This window comes from Salibacterium halotolerans, assembly GCF_900115625.1.
Classification (GTDB): domain Bacteria; phylum Bacillota; class Bacilli; order Bacillales; family Marinococcaceae; genus Salibacterium; species Salibacterium halotolerans.
The window spans coordinates 184748-208014 of sequence record NZ_FOXD01000002.1; the positions used below are offsets into that span (position 1 = coordinate 184748).

Annotated in this window: 28 protein-coding genes; all 28 read left to right on the plus strand. The window is 49.5% G+C overall.

Annotated elements, in window-relative coordinates:
• The first annotated feature begins 8 nt into the window (after positions 1 to 8).
• On the plus strand, positions 9 to 1022 hold the full coding sequence (gene fliG / locus BM124_RS02275) for a flagellar motor switch protein FliG (protein ID WP_093335031.1): 1014 nt from the start codon (positions 9 to 11) through the stop codon (positions 1020 to 1022).
• Positions 1015 to 1809, plus strand: a complete 795-nt coding sequence (gene fliH / locus BM124_RS02280; protein ID WP_170840914.1) for a flagellar assembly protein FliH — start codon at positions 1015 to 1017, stop codon at positions 1807 to 1809. Before fliG ends, fliH begins: the two co-directional genes overlap by 8 nt.
• Positions 1796 to 3109 carry a flagellar protein export ATPase FliI gene (fliI, locus tag BM124_RS02285; protein WP_093335033.1) on the plus strand — a complete coding sequence of 438 codons (1314 nt, stop codon included), beginning with the start codon at positions 1796 to 1798 and terminating at the stop codon, positions 3107 to 3109. The genes fliH and fliI overlap by 14 nt, the downstream gene beginning before the upstream one ends.
• A 3-nt stretch (positions 3110 to 3112) precedes the next feature.
• Positions 3113 to 3550, plus strand: coding sequence for a flagellar export protein FliJ (fliJ, locus tag BM124_RS02290; protein WP_093335034.1), 438 nt, complete (start codon positions 3113 to 3115; stop codon positions 3548 to 3550).
• Positions 3551 to 3565: 15 nt separating this feature from the next.
• Positions 3566 to 4132: a magnesium transporter MgtE N-terminal domain-containing protein gene (locus tag BM124_RS02295; protein ID WP_093335035.1), complete on the plus strand. Its 567-nt coding sequence runs from the start codon at positions 3566 to 3568 to the stop codon at positions 4130 to 4132.
• A gap of 33 nt (positions 4133 to 4165) precedes the next feature.
• The gene (locus BM124_RS02300; RefSeq protein WP_093335036.1) at positions 4166 to 5575 is read left to right on the plus strand and encodes a flagellar hook-length control protein FliK; all 1410 of its coding nucleotides are present in this window, start codon (positions 4166 to 4168) and stop codon (positions 5573 to 5575) included.
• Positions 5576 to 5584: 9 nt separating this feature from the next.
• A complete protein-coding gene (gene flgD, locus BM124_RS02305; RefSeq protein ID WP_093335037.1) occupies positions 5585 to 6091 on the plus strand; it encodes a flagellar hook assembly protein FlgD in 507 nt (168 codons plus the stop codon).
• A 33-nt stretch (positions 6092 to 6124) separates the two neighbouring features.
• Positions 6125 to 6520 carry a TIGR02530 family flagellar biosynthesis protein gene (locus BM124_RS02310; protein WP_093335038.1) on the plus strand — a complete coding sequence of 132 codons (396 nt, stop codon included), beginning with the start codon at positions 6125 to 6127 and terminating at the stop codon, positions 6518 to 6520.
• Between the two features lie 86 nt (positions 6521 to 6606).
• Positions 6607 to 7404, plus strand: a complete 798-nt coding sequence (gene flgG, locus BM124_RS02315) for a flagellar basal body rod protein FlgG (RefSeq protein ID WP_093335039.1) — start codon at positions 6607 to 6609, stop codon at positions 7402 to 7404.
• 64 nt (positions 7405 to 7468) lie between these two features.
• Complete coding sequence (locus BM124_RS02320) at positions 7469 to 7681, plus strand: flagellar FlbD family protein (RefSeq protein WP_093335040.1); 213 nt, start codon at positions 7469 to 7471, stop codon at positions 7679 to 7681.
• Between the two features lies 1 nt (position 7682).
• A complete protein-coding gene (gene fliL / locus BM124_RS02325) occupies positions 7683 to 8114 on the plus strand; it encodes a flagellar basal body-associated protein FliL (protein ID WP_093335041.1) in 432 nt (143 codons plus the stop codon).
• 33 nt (positions 8115 to 8147) lie between these two features.
• Positions 8148 to 9143, plus strand: a complete 996-nt coding sequence (fliM, locus tag BM124_RS02330; protein ID WP_093335042.1) for a flagellar motor switch protein FliM — start codon at positions 8148 to 8150, stop codon at positions 9141 to 9143.
• Entirely contained in the window at positions 9133 to 10344 is a 1212-nt protein-coding gene (gene fliY / locus BM124_RS02335; protein ID WP_093335043.1) for a flagellar motor switch phosphatase FliY, read from the plus strand. Before fliM ends, fliY begins: the two co-directional genes overlap by 11 nt.
• Positions 10345 to 10369: 25 nt before the next feature.
• A complete protein-coding gene (locus BM124_RS02340; protein WP_093335044.1) occupies positions 10370 to 10732 on the plus strand; it encodes a response regulator in 363 nt (120 codons plus the stop codon).
• A gap of 22 nt (positions 10733 to 10754) precedes the next feature.
• Positions 10755 to 11423 carry a flagellar biosynthetic protein FliO gene (gene fliO, locus BM124_RS02345; RefSeq protein ID WP_093335045.1) on the plus strand — a complete coding sequence of 223 codons (669 nt, stop codon included), beginning with the start codon at positions 10755 to 10757 and terminating at the stop codon, positions 11421 to 11423.
• Positions 11420 to 12100 (plus strand): flagellar type III secretion system pore protein FliP, encoded by a 681-nt coding sequence (fliP, locus tag BM124_RS02350; RefSeq protein ID WP_093335046.1) that lies wholly within the window; start codon positions 11420 to 11422, stop codon positions 12098 to 12100. The genes fliO and fliP overlap by 4 nt, the downstream gene beginning before the upstream one ends.
• A 21-nt stretch (positions 12101 to 12121) precedes the next feature.
• Positions 12122 to 12391 carry a flagellar biosynthesis protein FliQ gene (gene fliQ / locus BM124_RS02355; RefSeq protein WP_093335047.1) on the plus strand — a complete coding sequence of 90 codons (270 nt, stop codon included), beginning with the start codon at positions 12122 to 12124 and terminating at the stop codon, positions 12389 to 12391.
• A 4-nt stretch (positions 12392 to 12395) separates the two neighbouring features.
• A complete protein-coding gene (gene fliR / locus BM124_RS02360; RefSeq protein ID WP_093335048.1) occupies positions 12396 to 13175 on the plus strand; it encodes a flagellar biosynthetic protein FliR in 780 nt (259 codons plus the stop codon).
• A gap of 1 nt (position 13176) precedes the next feature.
• Positions 13177 to 14259, plus strand: a complete 1083-nt coding sequence (flhB, locus tag BM124_RS02365; RefSeq protein ID WP_093335049.1) for a flagellar biosynthesis protein FlhB — start codon at positions 13177 to 13179, stop codon at positions 14257 to 14259.
• Between the two features lie 36 nt (positions 14260 to 14295).
• Positions 14296 to 16329: a flagellar biosynthesis protein FlhA gene (flhA, locus tag BM124_RS02370; RefSeq protein WP_093335050.1), complete on the plus strand. Its 2034-nt coding sequence runs from the start codon at positions 14296 to 14298 to the stop codon at positions 16327 to 16329.
• Complete coding sequence (gene flhF / locus BM124_RS02375) at positions 16329 to 17471, plus strand: flagellar biosynthesis GTPase FlhF (protein WP_093335051.1); 1143 nt, start codon at positions 16329 to 16331, stop codon at positions 17469 to 17471. Before flhA ends, flhF begins: the two co-directional genes overlap by 1 nt.
• Positions 17464 to 18351, plus strand: coding sequence for a MinD/ParA family protein (locus tag BM124_RS02380; RefSeq protein WP_093335169.1), 888 nt, complete (start codon positions 17464 to 17466; stop codon positions 18349 to 18351). Before flhF ends, BM124_RS02380 begins: the two co-directional genes overlap by 8 nt.
• Entirely contained in the window at positions 18348 to 19424 is a 1077-nt protein-coding gene (locus BM124_RS02385; RefSeq protein WP_170840915.1) for a protein-glutamate methylesterase/protein-glutamine glutaminase, read from the plus strand. The genes BM124_RS02380 and BM124_RS02385 overlap by 4 nt, the downstream gene beginning before the upstream one ends.
• Complete coding sequence (locus BM124_RS02390; RefSeq protein WP_093335053.1) at positions 19421 to 20050, plus strand: chemotaxis protein CheC; 630 nt, start codon at positions 19421 to 19423, stop codon at positions 20048 to 20050. The genes BM124_RS02385 and BM124_RS02390 overlap by 4 nt, the downstream gene beginning before the upstream one ends.
• A gap of 2 nt (positions 20051 to 20052) precedes the next feature.
• On the plus strand, positions 20053 to 20556 hold the full coding sequence (locus BM124_RS02395; RefSeq protein ID WP_093335054.1) for a chemotaxis protein CheD: 504 nt from the start codon (positions 20053 to 20055) through the stop codon (positions 20554 to 20556).
• A gap of 88 nt (positions 20557 to 20644) precedes the next feature.
• Complete coding sequence (locus BM124_RS02400; protein ID WP_093335055.1) at positions 20645 to 21415, plus strand: FliA/WhiG family RNA polymerase sigma factor; 771 nt, start codon at positions 20645 to 20647, stop codon at positions 21413 to 21415.
• A 118-nt stretch (positions 21416 to 21533) separates the two neighbouring features.
• Complete coding sequence (locus tag BM124_RS02405) at positions 21534 to 22913, plus strand: flagellar assembly protein A (RefSeq protein WP_170840916.1); 1380 nt, start codon at positions 21534 to 21536, stop codon at positions 22911 to 22913.
• A gap of 33 nt (positions 22914 to 22946) precedes the next feature.
• On the plus strand, positions 22947 to 23258 hold the full coding sequence (locus BM124_RS02410; RefSeq protein ID WP_093335057.1) for a hypothetical protein: 312 nt from the start codon (positions 22947 to 22949) through the stop codon (positions 23256 to 23258).
• The last annotated feature ends 9 nt before the right edge of the window (positions 23259 to 23267 follow it).

Sequence of the window (23267 nt, forward strand, 5' to 3'; positions counted from 1 at the left end):
GTTCTGCCATGCCGAAACCAAAAGATACCCTGACCGGAAAACAGAAGGCGGCCATGCTCCTTATCTCGCTTGGGCCGGATGTTTCCGCCCAGGTATATAAACACTTGAATGAGGATGAAATCGAGAAACTGACACTCGAAATATCCAATGTCCGGAAAGTGGACAGCGCCACAAAAGAGAATGTCCTTGAAGAGTTCCATCAGATAGCGGTGGCTCAGGACTACATCTCACAGGGCGGGATAGGTTATGCCAAGAGTGTCCTGGAAAAAGCACTCGGCGAGGAGAACGCAATGCAGGTGATCAACCGCCTCACCTCATCGCTGCAGGTGAAGCCGTTTGACTTTGCACGAAAAGCCGATCCGTCCCAGATTCTCAATTTCATTCAGAATGAACACCCGCAGACGATTGCTTTGATTCTTTCCTATCTGGAGTCTGAACAGGCCGGCCAGATATTGTCGGAACTGCCACAGGACGTACAGACCGATGTGGCAAGAAGGATTGCTGTGATGGACAGCACATCCCCCGAAATTGTCAATGAAGTGGAATCCATCCTTGAACAGAAACTGTCGGCTACCGTGACGCAGGATTACACCGAAGCCGGCGGCATCGAATCTGTCGTGGAAGTACTAAACGGGGTGGACCGCAGCACAGAACGCACCATTCTTGATTCCCTGGAGATTCAGGATCCGGAACTGGCTGAAGAAATCAAGAAGCGGATGTTTGTTTTCGAAGATATCGTCACGCTCGACAACCGTTCCATCCAGCGTGTTATCAGGGATGTTGAAAATGATGATCTGCAGCTTTCCCTGAAGGTGGCAAGTGATGAAGTCAAAGAGCTCGTTTTCAATAACATGTCTCAGCGGATGGCAGACACATTTAAAGAGGAAATGGAATTTATGGGGCCGGTGCGCCTGCGTGATGTGGAGGAATCCCAGACAAGAATTGTGTCGGTGATCCGCAGACTGGAAGACTCAGGCGAAATTGTCATCGCACGCGGAGGAGGAGACGATATTATTGTCTAGACTGATTAAGCGGTCCTCTTCCCCCGCTTCCTCTGAAAATGTGCGGCCTATCGGCCTCAGGCAGGTAGCGCCGGATTATTCCCAGAACAACCATGAAGTTGGAAAAGCCGACACCGGTGAAACAACAGCTGATCGGGAAGAGTCCCGGCTCGAAAAAAAACGAAAAGAAATAAAGGTGCTGAAACAGCAGGCGGAAGAGGAGCTGCAGGAGACACGCAGAAAGATCAGTGAAGAAGAGGAAAATTCCAAGCAGCGCATAGAACAGGCGTATACGGATGCTAGACAGGAAGGCTGGAAGCAGGGGATCGAAGAAGGCAGACAGGAAGGATACGCAGCTGTTGAAGATGCCGTCCAGGAAGCGAAGCAGACGATAACAGCAGCACAGGCAGAGTATCACCAATACCTCGAGCGGGCAGAACCGGTCATTCTTGATCTGGCACTCACCATAGCCAACCGGATCATTTACGACTCCCTGGAGGACCACGATGGAACGTGGATGGAGATAGTGAAAAATGCGGTGAAAGAAGTGAAAGACCATGAAGAAGTCGCCGTATATGTTCCACTCTCCCGGCTTGAAGAAACGAGAAAACAGCGCAATGAAATGCAGAACCTGCTCGCTTATTCCCAGGACCTTCTCATTTACCCGGACAGCTCTCTTGGAGAAAGCGACTGTATTATCGAGACGCCTTACGGCAAAGTGGATGCATCATTGGACAGCCAGCTTCAGGAACTGAAAGAACAGCTCGAAGAAAAACTGAAAGAGGGCGGTATGCATGAAAGCAGCTGATCTCGCAAGCGAAATACACACCCTGAATCCGTACAAACAGTATGGAAAAGTAACGAGGGTGGTTGGTCTGACCATCGAATCCAAAGGACCCCGTACGTCGGTTGGAGAACTGTGCTTCATTTATCCGGAAGCTGCTGACAAACCGGTTCTTGCTGAAGTTGTTGGATTTAAGGACAAGCACGTACAGTTGATGCCGCTCCGCCACACAGTGGATATCAGTCCCGGAAGCCTCGTGGAGGGGGCAGGCAAACCTCTGCAGGTAAAAGCAGGCACCGGACTGATCGGGAAAGTCATTGATGGAACAGGCCGGCCGCTTGATGGATCAAAGCTGCCGGACGGGCTTGTTCCGGTGCCGACAGAAGCAGAACCGCCCAATCCGCTGCTCCGCCCGCGGATCACCGAGGCGCTTTCCCTTGGTATCAGAGCAGTGGATGGTCTTCTCACGATGGGAAAGGGCCAGCGGATCGGCATTTTTGCAGGAAGCGGTGTTGGAAAGAGTACGATTCTCTCCATGCTCACGAGGCACTCGGAAGCGGATGTGAATGTTATTGCCTTAATCGGAGAGCGAGGCCGGGAAGTGAAGGATTTTATCGAACGGGACCTCGGCGAAGAAGGAATGAAAAAATCCGTTGTCGTCGTAGCGACGTCCGACCAGCCGGCTTTAATGAGAATCAAAGGCGCCATGACCGCAACAGCAGTAGCGGAGTATTTCCGGGATCAGGGAAGAAATGTGAATCTGATGATGGATTCAGTGACGAGATTTGCGATGGCGCAGCGTGAAATTGGGCTTGCAGTCGGGGAACCCCCGACGACAAAGGGATACACTCCTTCTGTTTTTGCCATGCTTCCTAAACTTCTGGAACGTTCCGGCACGAGCGAGAATGGAACGATCACCGCGTTCTACACTGTATTGGTGGATGGAGATGACTTGAATGAACCGATTGCCGACGCGGTCCGGGGGATTCTTGACGGCCACCTTGTTCTCGACCGCAAACTTGCCGATAAAGGTCATTACCCTGCCATTAATGTACTGAGAAGCATCAGCAGGGTGATGGAAGACCTGGTGGACAAAAGCCACCGGGAAGCAGCCGCCAACCTGCGGCACTACCTGTCCACCTACACCGAGTCGGAAGACCTTATCAATATCGGAGCTTACAAGAAAGGCTCCTCCAAAGAAATCGACGAGGCGGTGCAGATAAAGCCGAAGATCAATGCATTTCTTCAGCAGGATACTTCGGAAATGCAGGCTTTGTCCGAAACAAAAAAACAGTTGGTCGATGAGTTTGGTAAAGGAGAATGATGAATGCCGTTTACATACTCTTTTCAGAAAATACTGGAGCTGCGAAAACGCCAGAAAGAACAGAAAACCCAGGAGTATGAACAGTCGGTGCAGCAGTTTGAACGAATGGCATCTTCTTTGTATGAGCTGCTCAAACAAAAAGAGCAGATAGAATCTCTATATAAAGAACAGATGAGCGGTGGCACATACGTCCATCAGCTGCAGCAGAGTGAAAAAGCCATGTTTCAGCTGCAGCATCAGATCGCCGATATTCAGAAACAAACCGATAAAGCAAGGGACAACATGCACCGGAAACAACAAGAGATGCAGGAAGCGTCCATCGAATGGAAAAAGTATTCTAAAATGAAAGACTGGGAAAAAGAGGCATTCCATCAGGAGGAGAAACGGCAGGAAGAAAAAATGATGGATGAAATATCAACACGGAAATTTGCGTTTCGATGAAATGTGGTGAATCAGATGGCCAAACAAAAAACGGAAAAAAGAACGAAAAAAGGGCAGTGGTTCTTCCTTATCATTTTTGTGCCGGTCGTGTTTGCGCTCATTCTAGGCGCTGTTCTCCTGTCCGTTCTCGGTGTCAACGTAGCTGATCTGGGAAAAAGCATGTTGAATGAAGTGCCGGGTATTTCCATGGAAGCAGACAGCACAGAAACGGGAGCAGAAGAATCCGCGCCTCAGGCATCGCAGGAAGAGCTGGCCGCAAAAGAAGAAGAGATAGCATCACTTGAGCAGCAGCTCGAAGCGAAAAACACGGAAATACAGGAACTTGAACAGGAGATCGAAACCACGCAGGTGGAGCAGCAAGCCGAAAGCTCAGGGCAGGAACAGGAAAACTCCGCCCTTCAGGAAACGGCTCAAGTATACGAAAGTATGGGAGCTTCGGCAGCTGCCTCTATCTTATCGGAAATGAGCAATGAAGAAGTCGTCCGGCACCTGTCGGAGACCGGGACGGAAATGAGAGCAAATATTCTCGCAGAAATGGAGCCGCAGCGGGCTTCTGTCATTTTAAACTCGATGAGTGAATAAAAAAATGATTATTACTGAAAGGGGGTGAAACAGATGCAGATGCTTATGCAGACCATGCCGAACGCGGAGCTGAACATGCAGCGTACAGGGAAGAAAGGCCCGGACGCAGGCGCGGAAAAAGGATTCATGCAAATGCTCGGCAAGGCATTAAACGCGGCCGGGTCCGAAGGAACAACGTCCGGTGCGCAAGCCGGCGGCTCCCTCAAAGAGTTATTGTCCGGGTTTATGAACAACGGGGAAAAGCTGCTTGAACAATTTTCAGATGAACTGAAGGCTTTGTTTGAAAGCGGGGACTTCCAGTGGTCCGGCAGGATGGAAAAACTGCTCGACCAACTGCCGGAAGATATGCAGGAACTGGCCGGGGCATTAACAGAACTCAATGGCCAGGAAATGATGCAGTGGCTGGAGCAGACATTCTCGACGTCTTCCGGCAACGGAAACAAATCGGCACCGGAGGCTCTGGCTGACCTGCTGCAAACGAACACAGAATTATCCGCTGACTTTATGAAAAATTTGAATGCCGATGAACAGAAACTGGCGTCCGCCTTCACAGGAATGCTGGCTGTTTTACAGCAGACGCTCAGCGTCGGAAATGGATCCGGCGCAGATCTAATGTCCCAGGCAGCTTCCACGGGCGGGAAATCGAGCGGATTCAGCGCAGGGTTGTCCTCCCTTGTCATGTCGTTTACCGGTCATTCCGGTCAGCAGCAGACGCTGACGCCGGACCAGGCAGTGAAACAACTTTCGCAGTGGATGGAATCCGCCGGCGGACAGCAGAGTCAGCTGAAAACGATGGACAACTTTACGCAGGCCTGGAAAAACACAGCCTCAAGCAGCGGGGAGTCAAAGCAGCAGTATCTTCAGCAGCTTCTTAACCGCAGTATGACAGGAGGCGCTTCCGATGCCGGATCTTCAAATGCACAGCCTGTCTCCATGAGTTCCCAGGACGCAACCGGCGTTATGGCTAAAGCCCAGCAGGCCGTTGTTTATCTTGGAGAGGGAAAAACGGAACATGCCCGTGCCCAGGAGTTTGTGAAGCAGTTCCAGAATTTGATCGGCAAAAGCAGCCTTCAGTCCTTTAAAAACGGCAATCAGCAGCTCACTGTAAAACTTGTGCCTGAAAATCTGGGGAGACTGGACGTAAAAATTATGCAGCAGAACGGGCAGTTGACCGCCCAGCTCATGACGACGACAAGTACCGCCAGAGAAATGGTGGAAAGCCAGCTTCATCAGCTCCGCGCTGCGTTTCAGCAGCAGAACATACAGGTCGAACGGATTGACATTTCCCAGCAGCAGCCGTCCACCCTGCAGCAGGATGACGGGGGACAGGAAGAATCCGAAGATCCGGCCGGCCGTGATGTAAATGAGGAAGACGCGGACAGAGAAGCAGAAGAATCATTCGCCGATATGCTCGATGCATTAACATTTAATGAACAAGTGTAGGTGAAAAACATGGCAAATACGATTCAGGATCAATACGCACTGCCGACCCAGACGGACAAGTTAAGAACCAATGAAAACAATGGAAAGCTGGGAAAAGATGATTTCCTCAAAATTCTGATGACCCAGCTCCAGAATCAGAGTCCGGCCAATCCGATGAAGGACAAGGAGTTTATCAGTCAGATGGCACAGTTCTCTACACTGGAGCAGATGACAAACATGACGTCCGCTATTACAGATATGGCCAATGCTCAGCAGAAAGGGTCACTCGTCCAGCACAGCCAGCTCATCGGAAAAACGGTGACATGGGAGCATACGGTGAAAGATGAGAACGGCGTCGAGCAGACCGAAGAAAAAGTGAATGAAGTTACTTCCGTCAAACAGGATAAAAGCGGAACCATCCGGCTTCTGATGGACAGCGGCCAGTGGGTGAACAGTGAACAGATGATTCAGGTGGAAGCTGCATCGGATGATTCGGAAGAAACCGGAAATAACGGACAGAACAGTGCCGGCAGTTAACGGCATAGCTGTGACAGGCAGGAGGCAGACAAAATGAGTTCAGGGATTCAGCCCGGTGGACTGCATCAGCTGCCACATCCCGGGACATCAGCCCCAAAACAGAAGACGGCACCGGCTTCATCCGGACCATCGTTTCAGGAAGTTTTAAATGGACAGCTGGAGACATCCGGCGGACTGAAAGTGAGCAGACATGCAGAAAAACGCCTGCATGACCGGGATGTCATCGTAACAAACGAACAGTGGCAGAAGATCAGCGGCAAAATGGAAGAGGCGCGTACGAAAGGCGTAAAGGATGCGGTCGTTTTCACTGACAGCAGTGCTCTTGTTGTGAGTGCACAAAATAATACAGTGATCACGGCAATGCAGCGAAACGAAGCATCCGATCACATTTTCACAAATATTGACGGCACATTTGCCGTGAACGACTGAACCGGCCCGACCTGAAAAAGGAAGCCGGAGGACGGCGGACCGACCGAAGCCGTCCACATGAACAAAAAATTGAGGAGGAAAAACCTATGTTAGCTTCTATGTATTCCAGTATTTCAGGGATGAAAAACCACCAGCAGATGCTCGATGTAACAAGTAACAACATCGCCAACGTCAACACATACGGCTATAAAAAAGGAAGAGCCACGTTTAAAGATATGATCAGTCAGCAGATTCAGGGCGCCACCGCCCCCGGCGATGATATGGGGGGATCCAACCCGATGCAGGTCGGTTTAGGTACGCAGATGGGCAGTATCGACACCGTACACACCCAGGGAAGCCTTCAGAATACCGGCCGAAGCCTCGACCTCGGCATTTCCGGTGACGGATTTTTCAGAGTAGGAGATGGCACTAACGACTTTTATACAAGGGCTGGAAATTTTTATTTAGACCAAGATGGTAACATGGTCAACTCAGATGGGTATTATGTTTTAGATGATAGTGATAACGGTGCTCAAATTAATATACCTGTAGATGCGCAAAGTTTTAGTATAGGTTCAGACGGAACTGTGAGTTACACAGATGTAGACGGAGATACCCAAGAAGCAGGAACTATCGGCCTTACTAATTTTGCTAATCCAGGAGGTTTGGAGAAGAACGGAAGTAATTTATATACAGAATCTGTTAATTCAGGAGATGCTCAATTTGGAGGAGCTGGTGAAAACGGAACAGGAGAAATTGTTCCAGGTACACTTGAAATGTCCAATGTTGACCTTTCTGAGGAGTTTACAGCAATGATCAAGGCCCAGCGTGGGTTCCAGGCGAATACTCGGGGCATCACCACCGCCGATGAAGTGCTGCAGGAGCTCATGAACCTGAAACGTTAAATCGGCCCATTACTTGAAAAAGGAGGCGTGAGCCGGGTCCTGCCGCCCGGCTCATCCAATACATATGATTTCATTAACTAGATTAAAAGGGGAAACCTTTCTATTGAACGTAGCGATGATTGAGCAGGTGGAAGCTTTTCCGGACACGACCGTCACGCTCAGTAACGGGAAAAAGATTGTCGTACAGGAAAGTATAGAGGATGTCCGTCAATTGACAACAGCTTTTTACCGGCGGATCGGCTTGATCGGTTTGTCAGCCAAAGAGGGGGACGATTAGCTTGTTTCAGAACCGTTTAGTGAACATTATGCTTATCATTATCATATCGTTGACGCTGGTCGGGGTTGTGGCCTTTGTGCTGTTCAACTATTTTTCCTATTCGACCGAAGCCGGGGCAGAACCGACCATCGATCAAATTATAGAAAACTCCTGGGAAACCGAGGAAATCACTACCAACCTGAATGATGGGTCGATGTTCCGCGGAGCCTTCCGTATTCATGTGGAAACAAAAGCGGGAGCCGAAGAACTGCAGAAACGGGATTTTCAGATCAAAAACATTATCATCCACGAGCTTGCCGGTATGAACGCCGGGGGCCTGCAGAGCCGGGAAGGACTGCAGACGCTTGAAGATACCCTGCGTTCTGATATCAATGACATTATGAAAGAAGGAGATGTCGTCCGGGTGTATACGACACAGCGGATGATCCAATGAAGGCAGCTTATGTCGAAAGGGAGGTGAAAACGTTTGGCGGACGTTCTTTCACAGGGTGAAATAGACTCGTTGTTATCCGCGCTTTCTACCGGGGAAATGGACGCGGACGAACTGAAAAAAGAAGAAAATGAAAAGAAAATACAAACGTACGATTTTAAGCGGGCGCTCCGTTTTTCCAAAGACCAGATCCGAAGCCTTTCCCGGATTCACGAGAATTTCTCAAGGCTTTTAACCACGTCTTTGTCCGCCCAGCTTCGAACGTTCGTCCAGATATCCGTCGCATCGGTGGATCAGCTGCCTTATGATGAATTCATCCGGTCGATCCCGAAAATGACGCTGTTGAATGTGTTCGATGCGTATCCGCTGGACGGGCGTCTTCTGATGGAAGTGAATCCCAACATCGGTTATGCGATTCTTGACCGGCTCCTCGGCGGAAAAGGGACGAGCATTAATAAAGTGGAGACCCTGACAGAAATTGAAACGAAACTAATGACACAGGTGTTTCAGACGATGCTTGAGACGTTTCAGAATGCCTGGGAATCCGTGGTCGAGATGGAGCCGCAGATGGAGGATATTGAAGTCAATCCCCAGTTCCTGCAGATGGTATCCCCCAATGAAACGGTCGTTGTTATCTCACTGTCGACGACCGTCGGGGAGACGAGCGGTATGATTAACATCTGCCTTCCCCACGTTGTGCTCGAGGAAATTCTTCCTCATTTGTCGGTTCATTACTGGATGCAGACAAAAAAGAAAGAGCGGGATCCCCATGAACTGGAGGAGCTGCAGCAGACGGTGAAAACCGCACCGATTGAACTTCAGGCCGTTCTTGGTACGTCCGAAATATCGATTGAAGAATTTCTTGGTTTGAACAGCGGAGATGTGCTGGAACTGGATCAGAATATCAACGAACCGCTGCTGTTGAATGCCGGCGGTGAGGCGAAATATTATGCGCAGCCCGGGCAGTGGAAAAAGAACATGGCTGTTCAGATCACAGAAGAAATAAAGGAGGGGGATGAGTATGAACGATGATATGCTCTCTCAGGAAGAAATCAATGAACTGCTCAAAAGCGTGGAAGGCGGGGACGGCGGCTCTGATGATAACGGACAGGCGTCACCGGGATCATCAGCGGATGAGCCGGGGGAACTCAATGTAGAAGATTATTTGTCAGCCGTGGAGCAGGATGCTTTAGGCGAGATCGGTAATATTTCCTTCGGGAGTTCGGCCACCGCTTTGTCCCAGCTGTTGAATCAAAAAGTGGAAATCACGACGCCGGTTGTTTCCATTGTGGAACGAAGGAGACTGGACGAACAGTTTCCAAGGCCGAATGTCGCTGTCCACGTGCGCTACACGGAAGGATTTGAAGGCACAAATCTGCTTGTTATAAAAACAACCGATGCTGCGATTATCGCTGATTTGATGCTCGGCGGAGACGGAACCAATCCGGCGGAAGACATGGAAGAAATGCACATAAGCGCCGTCCAGGAAGCGATGAACCAGATGATGGGCTCGGCTTCCACTTCGATGTCCACCATCTTCAATAAACGTGTCGACATCACACCGCCCGGCATCGACATGATGGATCTTAAAAACGAAGAAGGAGCCGGCAATGTTCCTGATGCCGATACGCTCACCAAAATTTCCTTCCGTCTGATTATCGGAGATTTGATTGATTCATCTATTATGCAGCTCGTGAGTGTTCCGTTTGCAAAAGATATGGTGGATAACCTGATGAATCAGCCGGAACCTGAAGGGGACAAGGCTCCGCAGCCTGAGGAGGAACCGCAGACTCCAACGCCGCCGCAGGAACCTGCTCCACAGAGCAGCCAAGCATCGGAGCAGAAGATGCCGTCCGGGGGTCAGCAGCAGAAACCGAGTGGAGGACAGGAACGTTTTGTCGGTGGACCTTCCGGCAATGTGCAGGCTGCACAGTTTTCAACCTTTGAGACGCCGTCTCTGAGTGAGAATGAATCGAAAAACCTCAACATGTTGATGGACATCCCGCTTGAGGTGACGGTGGAACTCGGACGTACCCAGCGCAGCATCAAAGACATTCTGGAGTTCTCGCAAGGATCAATTATTGAGCTCGACAAGCTTGCAGGCGAACCGGTGGACATTCTCGTAAACCAGAAGCTGGTGGCCAAAGGGGAAGTTGTCGTGATTGATGAAAACTTCGGCGTGCGTGTGACGGATATCGTCAGCCAGGCCGAACGTATCAAAAAACTAAAATAATGGGATAAAGGGAGGAAAACAGACGATGGCACATTCTGTACTGATTGTGGATGACGCATCATTCATGCGGATGATGATCAAAGACATACTCGAAAAAAATGATTTCACGATTGCTGGCGAAGCAAAAGATGGACAGGAAGCGGTGAATTTGTATAAAGAGACCTCTCCTGATCTGGTTACGCTCGATATTACCATGCCGGAAAAAGACGGTATTGCAGCGTTGAAAGAAATTCAGGAATTCAACCCGGATGCCAAGGTCATTATGTGCTCGGCGATGGGGCAGCAGGCGATGGTTATTGACGCCATCCAGGCCGGCGCCAAGGATTTCATCGTAAAACCATTTCAGGCCGACCGGGTTCTTGAAGCAATCAATAAAACACTGAGCTGACAAGACCGGGGAGGTATTCGGCATGTACTCGAACAAAGCAGTCCGGCTGACACTGGTACTTCTCGCATGGTTTCTTTTTCCACTCACGATGCAGGCCTCTCCAGGTGAGAACCAGTTCATAGGCGATATTCTGGAGAACAGCCCGCAGCAGGAAGAGAATCAAAACACAGAAGAAAACACCACGACACCGGAAGAATCGACAGAGACAACGAACAATATGGACTTTGCGGAAAGTACCAATGTCTTCTCCATGCTCGTGCAGCTGTTTCTTGCTCTCGGTGCGGTTATCGCGCTCATGTATCTGCTGCTCCGATTCATCAATAAACGCTCGCAGCGGTTTCAGTCCAACCGGACTATGCAGAACCTGGGAGGTGTCCCGCTCGGACAGAACAAATCCGTTCAGCTTGTGAAAGTGGGGCAGCGCCTGCTTGTTGTCGGTGTTGGTGATTCGATTCAGCTGCTGAAGGAAGTCGATAATGAAGAAGAGATGGAAGAGCTGCTGGAGCCAAACCGTGGAAATGAGCAAGGTCCGCTGCAGAGACTGCAGTCGTTTTTTCCAAAGAAAACCCGGCAGCAGGAAAGCCAAACGTCCGATGCTTCTTCTTTTCAGAAAGTACTGGAAGGACAGCTCGGTGAAATGAAAAAAGTACGGAAAAACGTCCGCCGCCACTTAAAGGAGTATGACAAATGATTTTTGCGATCCCCGGCCTGGATCTTGGAGGCCTGATCAGTGACGATCCGTCGGATTTAACGACGAGTCTGCAGTTAATTTTTCTTATTACCATTCTATCGCTGGCTCCAGCCATTTTAATACTCATGACGTGTTTCACCCGGATTGTCATTGTTCTTTCTTTCGTCCGGATGGGACTGGCCACCCAGCAGATGCCGCCGACCCAGGTGCTGATCAGTCTGGCGCTGTTTATGACGTTTTTCATTATGGCTCCTGTGTTTTCCGAGGTGAATAACCAGGCATTGACCCCGCTTTTGAACGGGGAGATGAACCAGGAAGAGGCGTTCACGGAAGCCGCAGCCCCGATGAAAGAATTCATGGCCGACCATACCCGCGAAAAAGATTTGTCCTTGTTTATGGGATATGCCGAAATGGAACGGCCGGAAACGGTGCAGGATATACCGCTGACGGCACTTGTACCTGCATTTGCAATCAGTGAACTGAATACGGCATTTCAAATCGGGTTTTTAATCTTTCTTCCGTTTCTCGTCATCGATATGATTGTGGCCAGTGTCCTTATGTCGATGGGGATGATGATGCTGCCGCCGGTTATGATTTCACTGCCTTTTAAGATTCTTCTCTTTGTTCTGGTGGACGGCTGGTATCTCATTGTTGAATCGTTATTATACAGTTATTAGGTGTTAGAAAGGGATGGAACCATGACGGCGGATACAGTCATCAGTCTTGCCGAGAACGGGGTATGGGTTGTGTTTCTTGTGGCGGGTCCGCTTTTAGTGGTGGCGCTCGTTCTCGGTTTCGGCGTTGCTATTTTTCAGGCTACCACTCAGATTCAGGAGCAGACTCTTGCCTTTATACCGAAGATTCTCGGTGTGCTCGCGGCTCTTATTGTTTTCGGGCCGTGGATGCTGCAGATTTTGACCGATTTTACAGCTACAATTTTAAGTAATCTAATGGAATATATAAGGTAGGCTTATGACGATTGAATGGTTGAACCAATTACCGGTTTATTTGTTGGTGTTAATAAGGGTGCTTGCGTTTTTTACAAGCATGCCTCTGTTTTCATATCGGAACGTTCCCTCTCATTTTAAAGTGGGGTTCGGTGCTTTTTTTGCATTTATTATCGTGTTCACTCTGGATGTAGAGAGCATTTCCATCGACAGCACGTATATTCTGCTTATTTTCAAGGAAATGCTTGTCGGTCTTACCATCGGTCTTCTCGCCGGTATCATGGTCTATGCCGTACAGGTGGCGGGGATGTTTCTTGATATTGCTCTCGGCTTTCTTGTCGCCAATGTGATTGACCCGCAGACTGGAGCGCAGAGCCCGTTAATGGGGGGGTTTCTGTACACGTTCACGCTTATGTTTCTGCTTGCGGTGGACGGACATCACCTTATCATGGACGGCATTTATTACAGTTATGAATTTATTCCGGTGGAGCAGGTGACGCTGCCATTTGGAGATGAGGCCATCGCCAAACACATTCTTGAATCGTTCAGTACGATGTTTATGATTGCTTTTCAAATGGCGTTTCCGATTGTAGGCTGTTTGTTTCTGACCGATATTGCTCTTGGCATGATGTCCAGAGCCGTGCCTCAGATGAACGTGTTCGTCGTCGGCCTGCCGCTGAAATTATTTGCCGGCCTGCCGCTTCTGGCCATCACACTGCCGGGTTTTTTCATGGCGGTGGATCATCTGTTTGATGAAACATTTGAAGCGATGAGAACGTTAATGGCGATGTTTGGGGGAGCCTGACATGAAACTAACCCTGGATCTTCAGTATTTCCAGCAGGAAAAAACGGAGGAAGCGACACCAAAAAAAAGGCAGGAAACCCGTGAAAAAGGCCAGGTCGCCAAAAGTAATGATGTCAATACGGCTTTTATTCTGCTTGCTGTCTTTTTGTTCATGTTTCTGTATGCACCGGTACTGGGCACGCACTTGTACGACACGATGCAGACCGTATTTACCGAATTTCTGATGTGGGAAATTACCGAAAGTACGATTCCTCAGATTTTCTATGAGCTTGCTGTGGAAACAGGCATCGTGATGGCCCCCATTATGCTCATAGCCCTTGTTTTTGGTGCAGGGGCTTCCATGCTGCAGGTCGGCTTTTTGTTTTCGCCGGAAGCGGTAAAATTCAAACCGTCGAAAATCAATCCTTTAAGCGGTTTTAAGCGTATCTTTTCAGCAAGAGCACTCGTTGAATTACTGAAATCCATGTTTAAAATCACGCTGGTCGGACTGCTCACTTTCATGATTATCTGGCTGAATCTGGATTCGCTGCTCTTCTTAAACCAGAAAGATGTGTCGGACGGGTTCGGTGAAATTGCCAGGCTTACCGGATTGATCGGTGTTTGTTCGGCGCTTCTCCTTTTGTTTCTTGCGATTCCGGATTACCTGTACCAGCGTCATGATCACGAAAAACAGATCAAAATGTCCAAACAGGATGTAAAGGATGAAAACAAAAAGATGGAAGGCGATCCGCAGATTAAACAGAAGCGGCGTCAGCAGCAGATGGATATGGCGACGCAGCGGATGATGCAGGAAGTACCGGAGGCGGATGTGGTGATTACGAACCCGACGCATTTTGCTGTTGCTCTGAAATATCAGGAGGAGCAGATGGCTGCCCCGAAGATTACGGCAAAGGGCGCTGACTTTGTTGCGTATCGTATACGATCTGCTGCCAGAGCCCACGATGTGATGCTTGTTGAGAATAAACAGCTCGCCAGGTCCCTTTATGACCAGACCGACATCGGCGATGAAGTGCCGGAAGAATTGTTTAAAGCGGTGGCGGAAGTTTTGGCTTATGTGTACCGCCTGCGAAATCAGCTCGTCTGATGAGAGTCAAAGGAATCGAGAAAAAGGAGCATCTAAATGGGTACAAGAGAGTTTTCCGTATTATTTGGTGTCATTTTAATTGTTGTCATGCTTATTATTCCGCTTCCCAACTTTGTACTTGATATTTTAATTATCACTAATATCTCTCTTGCTCTCATCATCATTCTCGTTTCGATGAACACGAGAGAGCCGCTTGAATTTTCCATATTTCCGACGCTGCTGCTCCTTGTGACACTGTTCCGGCTTGGATTGAACGTATCGACTACCCGTTCAATTTTAGGCGATGCCGAAGCGGGAAATGTTATCAACACGTTCGGAAACTTTGTTGTAGGCGGAAGCCCGCTTGTCGGCTTTGTTGTGTTTTTGATACTCGTTATTATTCAGTTTGTCGTTATTGTTAAAGGTGCAGAACGAGTATCGGAAGTAGGAGCCCGTTTTACGCTTGATGCCATGCCGGGGAAACAGATGAGCATTGATGCCGACCTGAACGCCGGCATGATATCGGAACAGCAGGCCAAACAAAAACGGGAAAAGATTGAGGAAGAGGCAGACTTCTACGGCTCCATGGATGGTGCCAGTAAATTTGTGAAAGGAGATGCCATCGCCGGTATTGTCATTGTTATTATTAATCTCATATTTGGTCTTGTTATCGGCATGGTGGAACATGGCATGGGGGTGGCGCAGGCAGCCAATACATATACCCTGCTCACTGTTGGTGATGGTCTTGTCAGCCAGATTCCCGCTCTGCTCGTATCAACGGCTACTGGAATTGTTGTTACCCGTGCGGCGTCGGAAGGTAATTTAAGTCAGGACGTCACCAGTCAGCTGTTTGCCTTTCCAAAAATGCTCTATATTGCTGCCGGCGCGATATTTCTTCTCGGCCTTCTTACACCGATCGCGATTCTCTTGACGACAGCGATTGCCGGTGTTTTAGCTGTCATGGGCTATTTCATGAGCCGGACGGACGTTCCAGCAGCACAGGAGGAAGAAGAGCCTGAAGACGCGGCAGAAGATGACGATATGAAGTCACCTGAAAATGTCGTGAACCTGTTAACCATTGATCCGATAGAGTTTGAATTCGGTTACGGCTTAATCCCGCTTGCTGATGCAAACCAGGGCGGAGATCTTTTGGACCGGGTCGTGATGATACGCAGACAGCTTGCTCTTGAGCTCGGCATGGTCGTACCGGTTATTCGTATTCGTGACAATATCCAGCTGCAGCCAAATGAATACGCCGTAAAAATGCACGGTAATGATGTCGCTTCCGGAGAGCTTCTGCTCGATCACTACATGGCAATGAGCCCGGGCGTGGAAGATGAAAGCATCACCGGAATGGAAACGACCGAACCCGCTTTCGGTCTGCCGGCACTGTGGATCGGCGAGGAGATGAAAGAACAGGCGGAGCTTTCCGGGTATACCGTGGTGGATCCACCTTCCGTTGTTTCCACGCATCTGACAGAAATTATCAAAAACCATGCACATGAGCTTCTCGGCAGGGAAGAGGCAAAACAGCTCGTTGAACATCTGAAAGAAACGTATCCAACTCTTGTTGATGAAGTGACGCCGAATCCTCTTTCTCTCGGTGAGATTCAGAAGGTGCTCTCCAACCTGCTGAAAGAAAAAATATCGATCCGCAACCTGCCGACTATTTTTGAGACGCTGGCGGAATACGGAGCATTGACCAAAGATATGACTCTTGTCACAGAATACGTCCGGCAGTCCCTTTCCAGACAGATTACGAAACAGTTCAGTCCTGACGGGGAACCATTGTACGTTGTAACGATGAGTGGTCAGGCGGAGAAAAAAATCGCCGAATCGGTCCAGCAGACAGAACACGGTAACTTTCTGGCCATGAATCCCGATGACTCGCAGTCCCTTGTTGAAAATATCGGCCGGGAAGCAGAGCGGTTGTCTGAAATGGGGCAGAGTCCTGTTCTGCTGTGTTCCCCGGCTGTAAGAATGCATATTTCCCAGCTGATTGAACGCTTTTTACCGCAGGTGCCCGTTCTTTCCTACAATGAACTGGAACCAAATGTTGAAGTGCAGAGTACAGGGGTGGTGAATGCCTGATGAAAGTAAAAAAGTTTAAAGCGGGGACGATGCCCGAAGCCATGACAAAAATTCAGGCCGATCTTGGTGATGATGCTGTTATCCTGAATTCCAGGCATGTGAATGCAGGAGGCTTTCTCGGTCTGTTCACCAAAAAATATATCGAAGTGATTGCAGCGAAAGAAGATACTCCCGCGGCGGCTCCAGCCCCTGCACCGCAAAAGAAGCGGCAGGCACTGGCTGCGCAGAACGCCGCCCCTTTACAGACTTCTTCCGCCCCGTCAAAAGAAAAACTGGAAGAAGATGTGCGGGAACTGAAAACGATGATCAACGGGCTCCACGAGAAAACAAACACCTCCACCGGCGGTTACCCCGCACCTATCAAGCGCATCGCGGATGTGCTGGAGGACCAGGAAGTGGAAGAGACATGGATGTATGAACTGCTCAGGCACCTTCTTGGGGAATGGTACCGAAGTTTTGAAAAGGCGGACAGTGAAAGAGTACAACAGTGGGCCGCTGCTCATCTGAATGAGCTGCTTCCCCGGGAGATGGGTCCTTCGGAATCCATGGCGCAGATGGTCAATCTAGTTGGGCCTACCGGGGTAGGTAAAACCACAACCGCTGCAAAAACGGCAGCCTACTATCATCTGGAGGAGAACAAGTCCGTCGCTTTCATTACAACTGATACGTACCGTATTGCGGCTGTCGATCAGTTGAAAACTTATGCGGAAATTCTTGACATTCCCGTGGCTGTCGCTTATTCGATGGAAGACTTCCGTGAGGCGAAGGAACAGTTTTCGGACAGGGATCTTGTCATTGTCGATTCCGCCGGCCGCAATTTTACCAATCCCCTTTATGTGAAAGAACTTAGCAGAATGATTGACTTTGAAGAAAAGATGGATACCTATCTTGTTCTGGCCCTGACATCAAAGTTTAAGGACATGAAAACCATCTACGAGCAGTTTTCGCTGCTTACGATTGACCGCTTCGTTTTCACTAAAAAAGATGAAACGGCATCGTACGGAGCGATGTTTAATTTGATGGCACGCACCGGTATTCCTGCGGCCTATGTAACCTACGGTCAGAGCGTTCCTGATGATATGGAGGAAGTGGATCATGCTAAAGTGACACAGTGGCTGCTGGGGGAGGCGGAACATGAGTGATCAGGCACAGAATTTAAGGAAGGTGCTGGAGCACAAACAACAGGAATCACCGAAAACCACCAAAGTTGTATCCATCGTCAGCGGAAAAGGCGGCGTCGGAAAATCGAATCTATCGGTCAATGCCGCTATAGGGCTCGCCCGGGATGGATACAAAACCGCCTTGATTGATCTTGATATAGGGATGGCCAATGTGGATATTCTGCTCGGTCTTCAAACGCCGGGAGATATCGTCGACATGATAGAGAATGACCGTTCTATATGGGATATCATGAAAGTCGGCCCCTGTGGTCTTCACGTAGCAGCAGGAGGATCCGGTCTGAACGATATTTTCGAAATGACGACAGAGAAAAAAGAACGTTTTTCAAGGCAGATGGCGATGCTGGACGGGGTTTTTGACTACATTCTGTTTGATATGGGGGCAGGGGCGGACAGGGACAGCATTCATTTCATTTTGTCCTCCCACGAAGTGGTTGTCGTGACGACGCCCGAACCAACGTCTATCACCGATGCATATGCCATGATCAAACACCTGCACCTCCGTTCTTCTGAGCTTGACTGCTGCATTCTTGTCAACCGGAGTGAATCCAGTAAAGAAGGCCGTCAGACGGGGGAGAATCTGCAGCGGGCGGCCGGTCGTTTTCTGCAGAAGGATGTCGAGCTGCTTGCGGTCATACCGCAGGACAAACGTGTACTGCAGGCGGTGAAGAAACAGGAGCCGTTTCTGCTTGCGTTTCCGGACGCTCCCGCTTCCAAAGCGATGCAGAAATGTCTCGACCGATTTACCGGCAGACGCCGTACAGATGACAATAATCACGCTTTGTCCTATAGACAATGTATCGGCCGTCTGAAAGAATTTTTACTAAAGGGGGGAGACCGGTGATTCGTGTTCTCGTCGTTGATGATTCCGCGTTTATGAGAAAACTGATCAGTGACTATATCAATGAAGATCCGGATATGACAGCGGCGGACACCGCCCGAAACGGAAAAGATGCTCTCGAAAAAGCACGAAACGGCCGCTTTGACGTCATCACCCTTGATGTGGAAATGCCCGAAATGGACGGTATGGAAGCTCTTTGTTCCATCATGGAGACCTGTCCTCATCCAGTCATCATGGTGAGTTCTCTTACAAGAAAAGGAGCACAGCAGACGATTACGGCCCTCGAATCGGGAGCCGTCGATTTTGTAGCAAAGCCTTCCGGATCGATATCGCTTGATCTTCATCACGTGAAGGAAGAAATAATTGAAAAAATCAGAACCGCGGCGCAGGTAGAGGTGAAACAGAAAAACGAGCCTCCCGCCTCGACTGTGATGCACAAGGCTCAGGATGAGCCGGATGGTATCTTCCTTGAAGGGAAAAAGACGGTCGCCATTGCCACGTCAACCGGAGGCCCTAAAGCACTGCAGGTTCTTTTGTCCGACCTGCCAAAAGACCTTCCGGCACCGGTGTTTGTTATTCAGCATATGCCGCCTGCTTTCACCCGGTCGCTGGCCGAAAGACTTAACCAGCGGAGCTCTCTCTTTGTAAAAGAAGCGGAGGACGGTGAGATTGCGAAAACCGGTACAGTCTATATTGCACCAGGGGGCAGACATCTTGCCGTCCGCCGGATGGGGAGGTCCCTGGTCACGGAAGTGCTTGATACATCTCCTGTCAACGGACACCGCCCGTCGGCGGATGTTCTGTTTTCGTCGCTTGCGGCTGTGGATGGATTCAGCCACGTTGGAATTGTTCTCACCGGAATGGGGTCCGACGGTTCCGCCGGTCTCGTGGAAATGAAAAACGCACAGAAATGCCTGCTGATTACAGAGTCGCAGCGGACATCCATTGTATATGGAATGCCAAAAGCGGCCCGTCAGCGGGCTGCAGCAGAATACAGCCTGGATCTCGGGGATATAGCTGGATTTTTATCGGCGTCCCTGCTTCCCGGATCAAAAAACAGGAGTGACTTTTCATGACTTATATTCATAACATTCAACCGGTGCATCTGGATGCCCTGCAGGAAGCAGGAAATATCGGGGCCGGAAATGCGGCGACGGCTCTGTCCCAGTTACTGCACAAAAAAATTGATCTTCATGTTCCTTCTGTCCGGATGGTCGATTTTCAAGAGATGCAGGCCATAGCGGGAGGAGAGGAAGAAGTAGTGGCCGCTTCCTTTCTGCGGGTAACAGGCGAAGCGCCGGGAAGCATGTTTTTTATCCTGCAGAAAGAAGAAGCCGAAGAGCTCGCTTACACACTGACAGGCAGAAAAGTGGACATCATTGATGATTCATTGGATGAATTGGCCGCGTCTGCTCTCAGAGAACTCGGCAATATACTGGCGGGGGCCTATCTATCTGCTCTGGCTGATTTTACGGGCCTTTCGATGCAGCCTTCTGTCCCTTCCCTCGCTGTTGATATGGCAGGAGCCATTATCAGTGCAGGACTGCTTGAGATTTCGATCAAGGGAGATCATGCCATCGTGATCGATACGGTGATGGAGGAAGCGGCTGAAAACAGTACCGACGCTGTGAACGGTCAGTTTTTTCTCCTTCCCGATCCCGAAGCGTTCGACAAAATATTCAAGTCTCTTGGGGTCGAATAATCATGACGAAGACAAAAGAAGATCAGGTGATAAAAGTCAAAATGGCGGACTGGAAAACCGCCGAAGCACCGGAAAGGCTGCGGACATCCGGGCTTGGCTCCTGTGTCGGTGTCGTCCTTTACGAAGAAGGCCTCAGCATAGCTGCCATGGCTCATATTATGCTCCCTGATTCATCGATGGCAGCGGGACGCTCGCTGCAGCGGGCGAAATTTGCCGATACGGCGCTTGAAGACGTGCTGGCCTGTCTAAAAGAAAAAGGATGCAGCCTGCGCCGTCTGCAGGCGAAACTGGCAGGCGGCGCACAGATGTTTTCATTTTCTGAAGGAAGTGACATGTCGCGGATCGGTCCCAGAAACAGCGAAGCGGTAAAAGCTGTCTTAAAGGAGAATGGTATTCCCGTAAAAGCGGAAGACACAGGCGGCAGTAAAGGACGCACCATTGAATTCAGTATCATGGACAGCAGTCTTTATATCCGGACCGTGAATGAGGGAAAAACCATCATCTAAAAGCACTACAAAAAGAGAGATAACAGCAGGTACTGCGGCGGTGGAACGAGTCAGAGCAGGAACCATCGATAAAGAGAGGAGGGCATTCATGATGAATTCCGGATCATCAGAACATAAAGAATGGTGGGACAGATGGCTGTACAAGGAAGACGAGACAGCAGCTGACAAATTGGTGGAAGCTTACATGCCTCTTGTAAAATATCACGTGCAGCGGATCGGCTCCGGACTTCCGCGGAATGTATCCAAAGAAGAATTGATCAGCCATGGCATGAGCGGACTGTACGATGCCATGAAAAAATTCGATGTCTCGCGCAACCTGAAATTTGACACGTATGCTTCCTTCCGCATCCGGGGGGCCATTATTGATGGACTTCGGCAGGAAGACTGGATGCCAAGGTCCCTCCGAGACAAATCCAAAAGGATAGAGGAAACAATGGAAGAATTGGAGCAGAGACATGGGAGGTACGTCTCTGAAGACGAGGTCGGCCATGTTCTGGATATGAACGGAGAAGAGGTCCGTAAAGTAGTGACCGAAACATTTTTTTCCAATATGCTCTCTATCGATGAAGAAACACCGGAAGGAGAGAGGGAGGAAACATACAGAGCTTCTATTGAAGACACATCGTCCCCTTCTCCTGAAGATATTCTCGTTCAGTCCGTTTCCGTATCGGAACTGGCGGAAGTTATGGAACAGCTGTCGGAAAAAGAAAAAACGGTAGTCGGTCTTTTTTATCAGGAAGAGTTAACATTGACCGATATCGGTGAAATTATGGGGCTCTCCACCTCAAGAATTTCCCAGATCCACTCCAAAGCATTGTTCCGTTTGAAACAGGCACTTCTTAAAAAAGAAAATTTTTGATATACTCAGTACAATGACGGGAATAAAATCATAGGAATGTCCTGTCATGCAGAGACAGGTGTTCCGGGATGACTGGATAGATAGAAAAAATTTTCAAAAAAAAAGAAGGCGGATGAGTATGGAACCTTACAGAATTCGCGATTTTTTTCGGTTGACGACATCAGAGAACAAATTAGCAGCTTCTGTGGATGCGTTGTCACCTCCGGAAGATGCCTCCTGGAGCACTGAGGAATGGATGGCTTTTTTGGAAGAGGAAGGCATTACATATGGAATACTGAATAATAACATCGAACGTTTGAGCAGTGACCCCCTCTCGGTCGTCTATCCACTCGAAGTCGCGCGGGGCACCGAAAGTGTCAATGGAGCCGCGGCTTATATTGAACCCGGGAATTTTGAGGAATCAGATGAACCGGAGGACACAGACGAAGTAGATTTGAAAAAAGTTATTCAAATTGCGATGGTCGAAGCCGGAGCGTACACCGGCAGAAAAATCGACGCCGAACCCGGAGAAAGTGGAACCGGGGTGGATGGACGCGTACTGCAGGGCAGAGACGGGAATGATTTTGTGCTTCGGGCCGGAAAAAATACCCGTTTGGAAGGAAACGATATTTACGCTGTACAGGCCGGGCAGGTAAGTGTCGGGAAGAAAACTATTCATGTCAATCCGTTATACGAGGTCAAGGGGGATATTGATCTTAAGACCGGTAATATAGATTTTACCGGCAATATCATGATCCGCGGAAATGTCCCTTCCGGTTTTGAACTGAAAGCAGAAGGCGACATCCGTGTTCTTGGAACGGTGGAAGCTGCCGTGCTGGAGGCCTCCGGATCGATATTTATTAACGCCGGCGTCAACGCACGGAACAAAGGCAGAATTAACGCAGGGCAGAACGTACATGCGACCTATTTGAATGAAGCCGATGTGTCCGCGGGTGCGGATATTGTTGTGAAACAGACGATCATGCACAGCCGCTGTACGACCGGGGGCACTCTGATCTGCAATCAGGGCAGAGGGCAGGTTGTAGGCGGGGTGATTTCGGCCGTTCAGGAAATCAATGTGAACGAAGCCGGCAATACGATGAATACACCAACGTCTTTTTATATCGGTGCCACCCGCGACTATGTTGAACGCAGAAAGCACCTGGAGCAGACACTGTACGAAGCGAAAGAGGAAAGCCTGAAAGTCACCGATCTTCTGAAAACGATACAAACCAAAGAAGAAAACGGCAGCAGTCTTTCTTCGAAGGAACGTGTCATGAAACTGCGGGCCAGAAATACACTCGAGGCTGCCAAAGACAAGGCCAGACATGCGGCAGAAGAGTTGGAGGAACTGGCATATGTTTCCCCCAACCCTGAAAGTGGTATAATAAAAGCAGCAAAGACTCTTCACTCCAATGTAGACGTTCATTTCGGTAAATACCGCAGGATCATCAACAAATCTTATGACAGGGTCGTTGTTTATTTGGAGGAAGGGGAAATAACACTGAACGTCACCTGATAGGTGGGGAAACGGTGAAAGGAGGCGGAAGCCATGAGCTGGAAAGCAGTGGAACTTCAGGTTGCCCTCCCGAGAACCCAGGATGCAGGAAAACTTCAAGAGCAGCTTCAACAGCGGGGGCAGGCTGCCCAGGACCGGATGGCAGCCCAGGAGGAAAAAGAACTGGAAAAACAGCGTACACAGGTGCTGGACCCGGCCGGATCAGAAAAAAGCCGGCTGGAAAGCGGGGAGAACGGACAGCTCCCGGTTAATAATGAGCGTTCGACACAGACACCCGGTGCGGCAGAAGAAACGAACAGACCGGGCCACCCTTTTAAAGGGAAATTAATCGACATCACAGGTTAGGATGGAAAA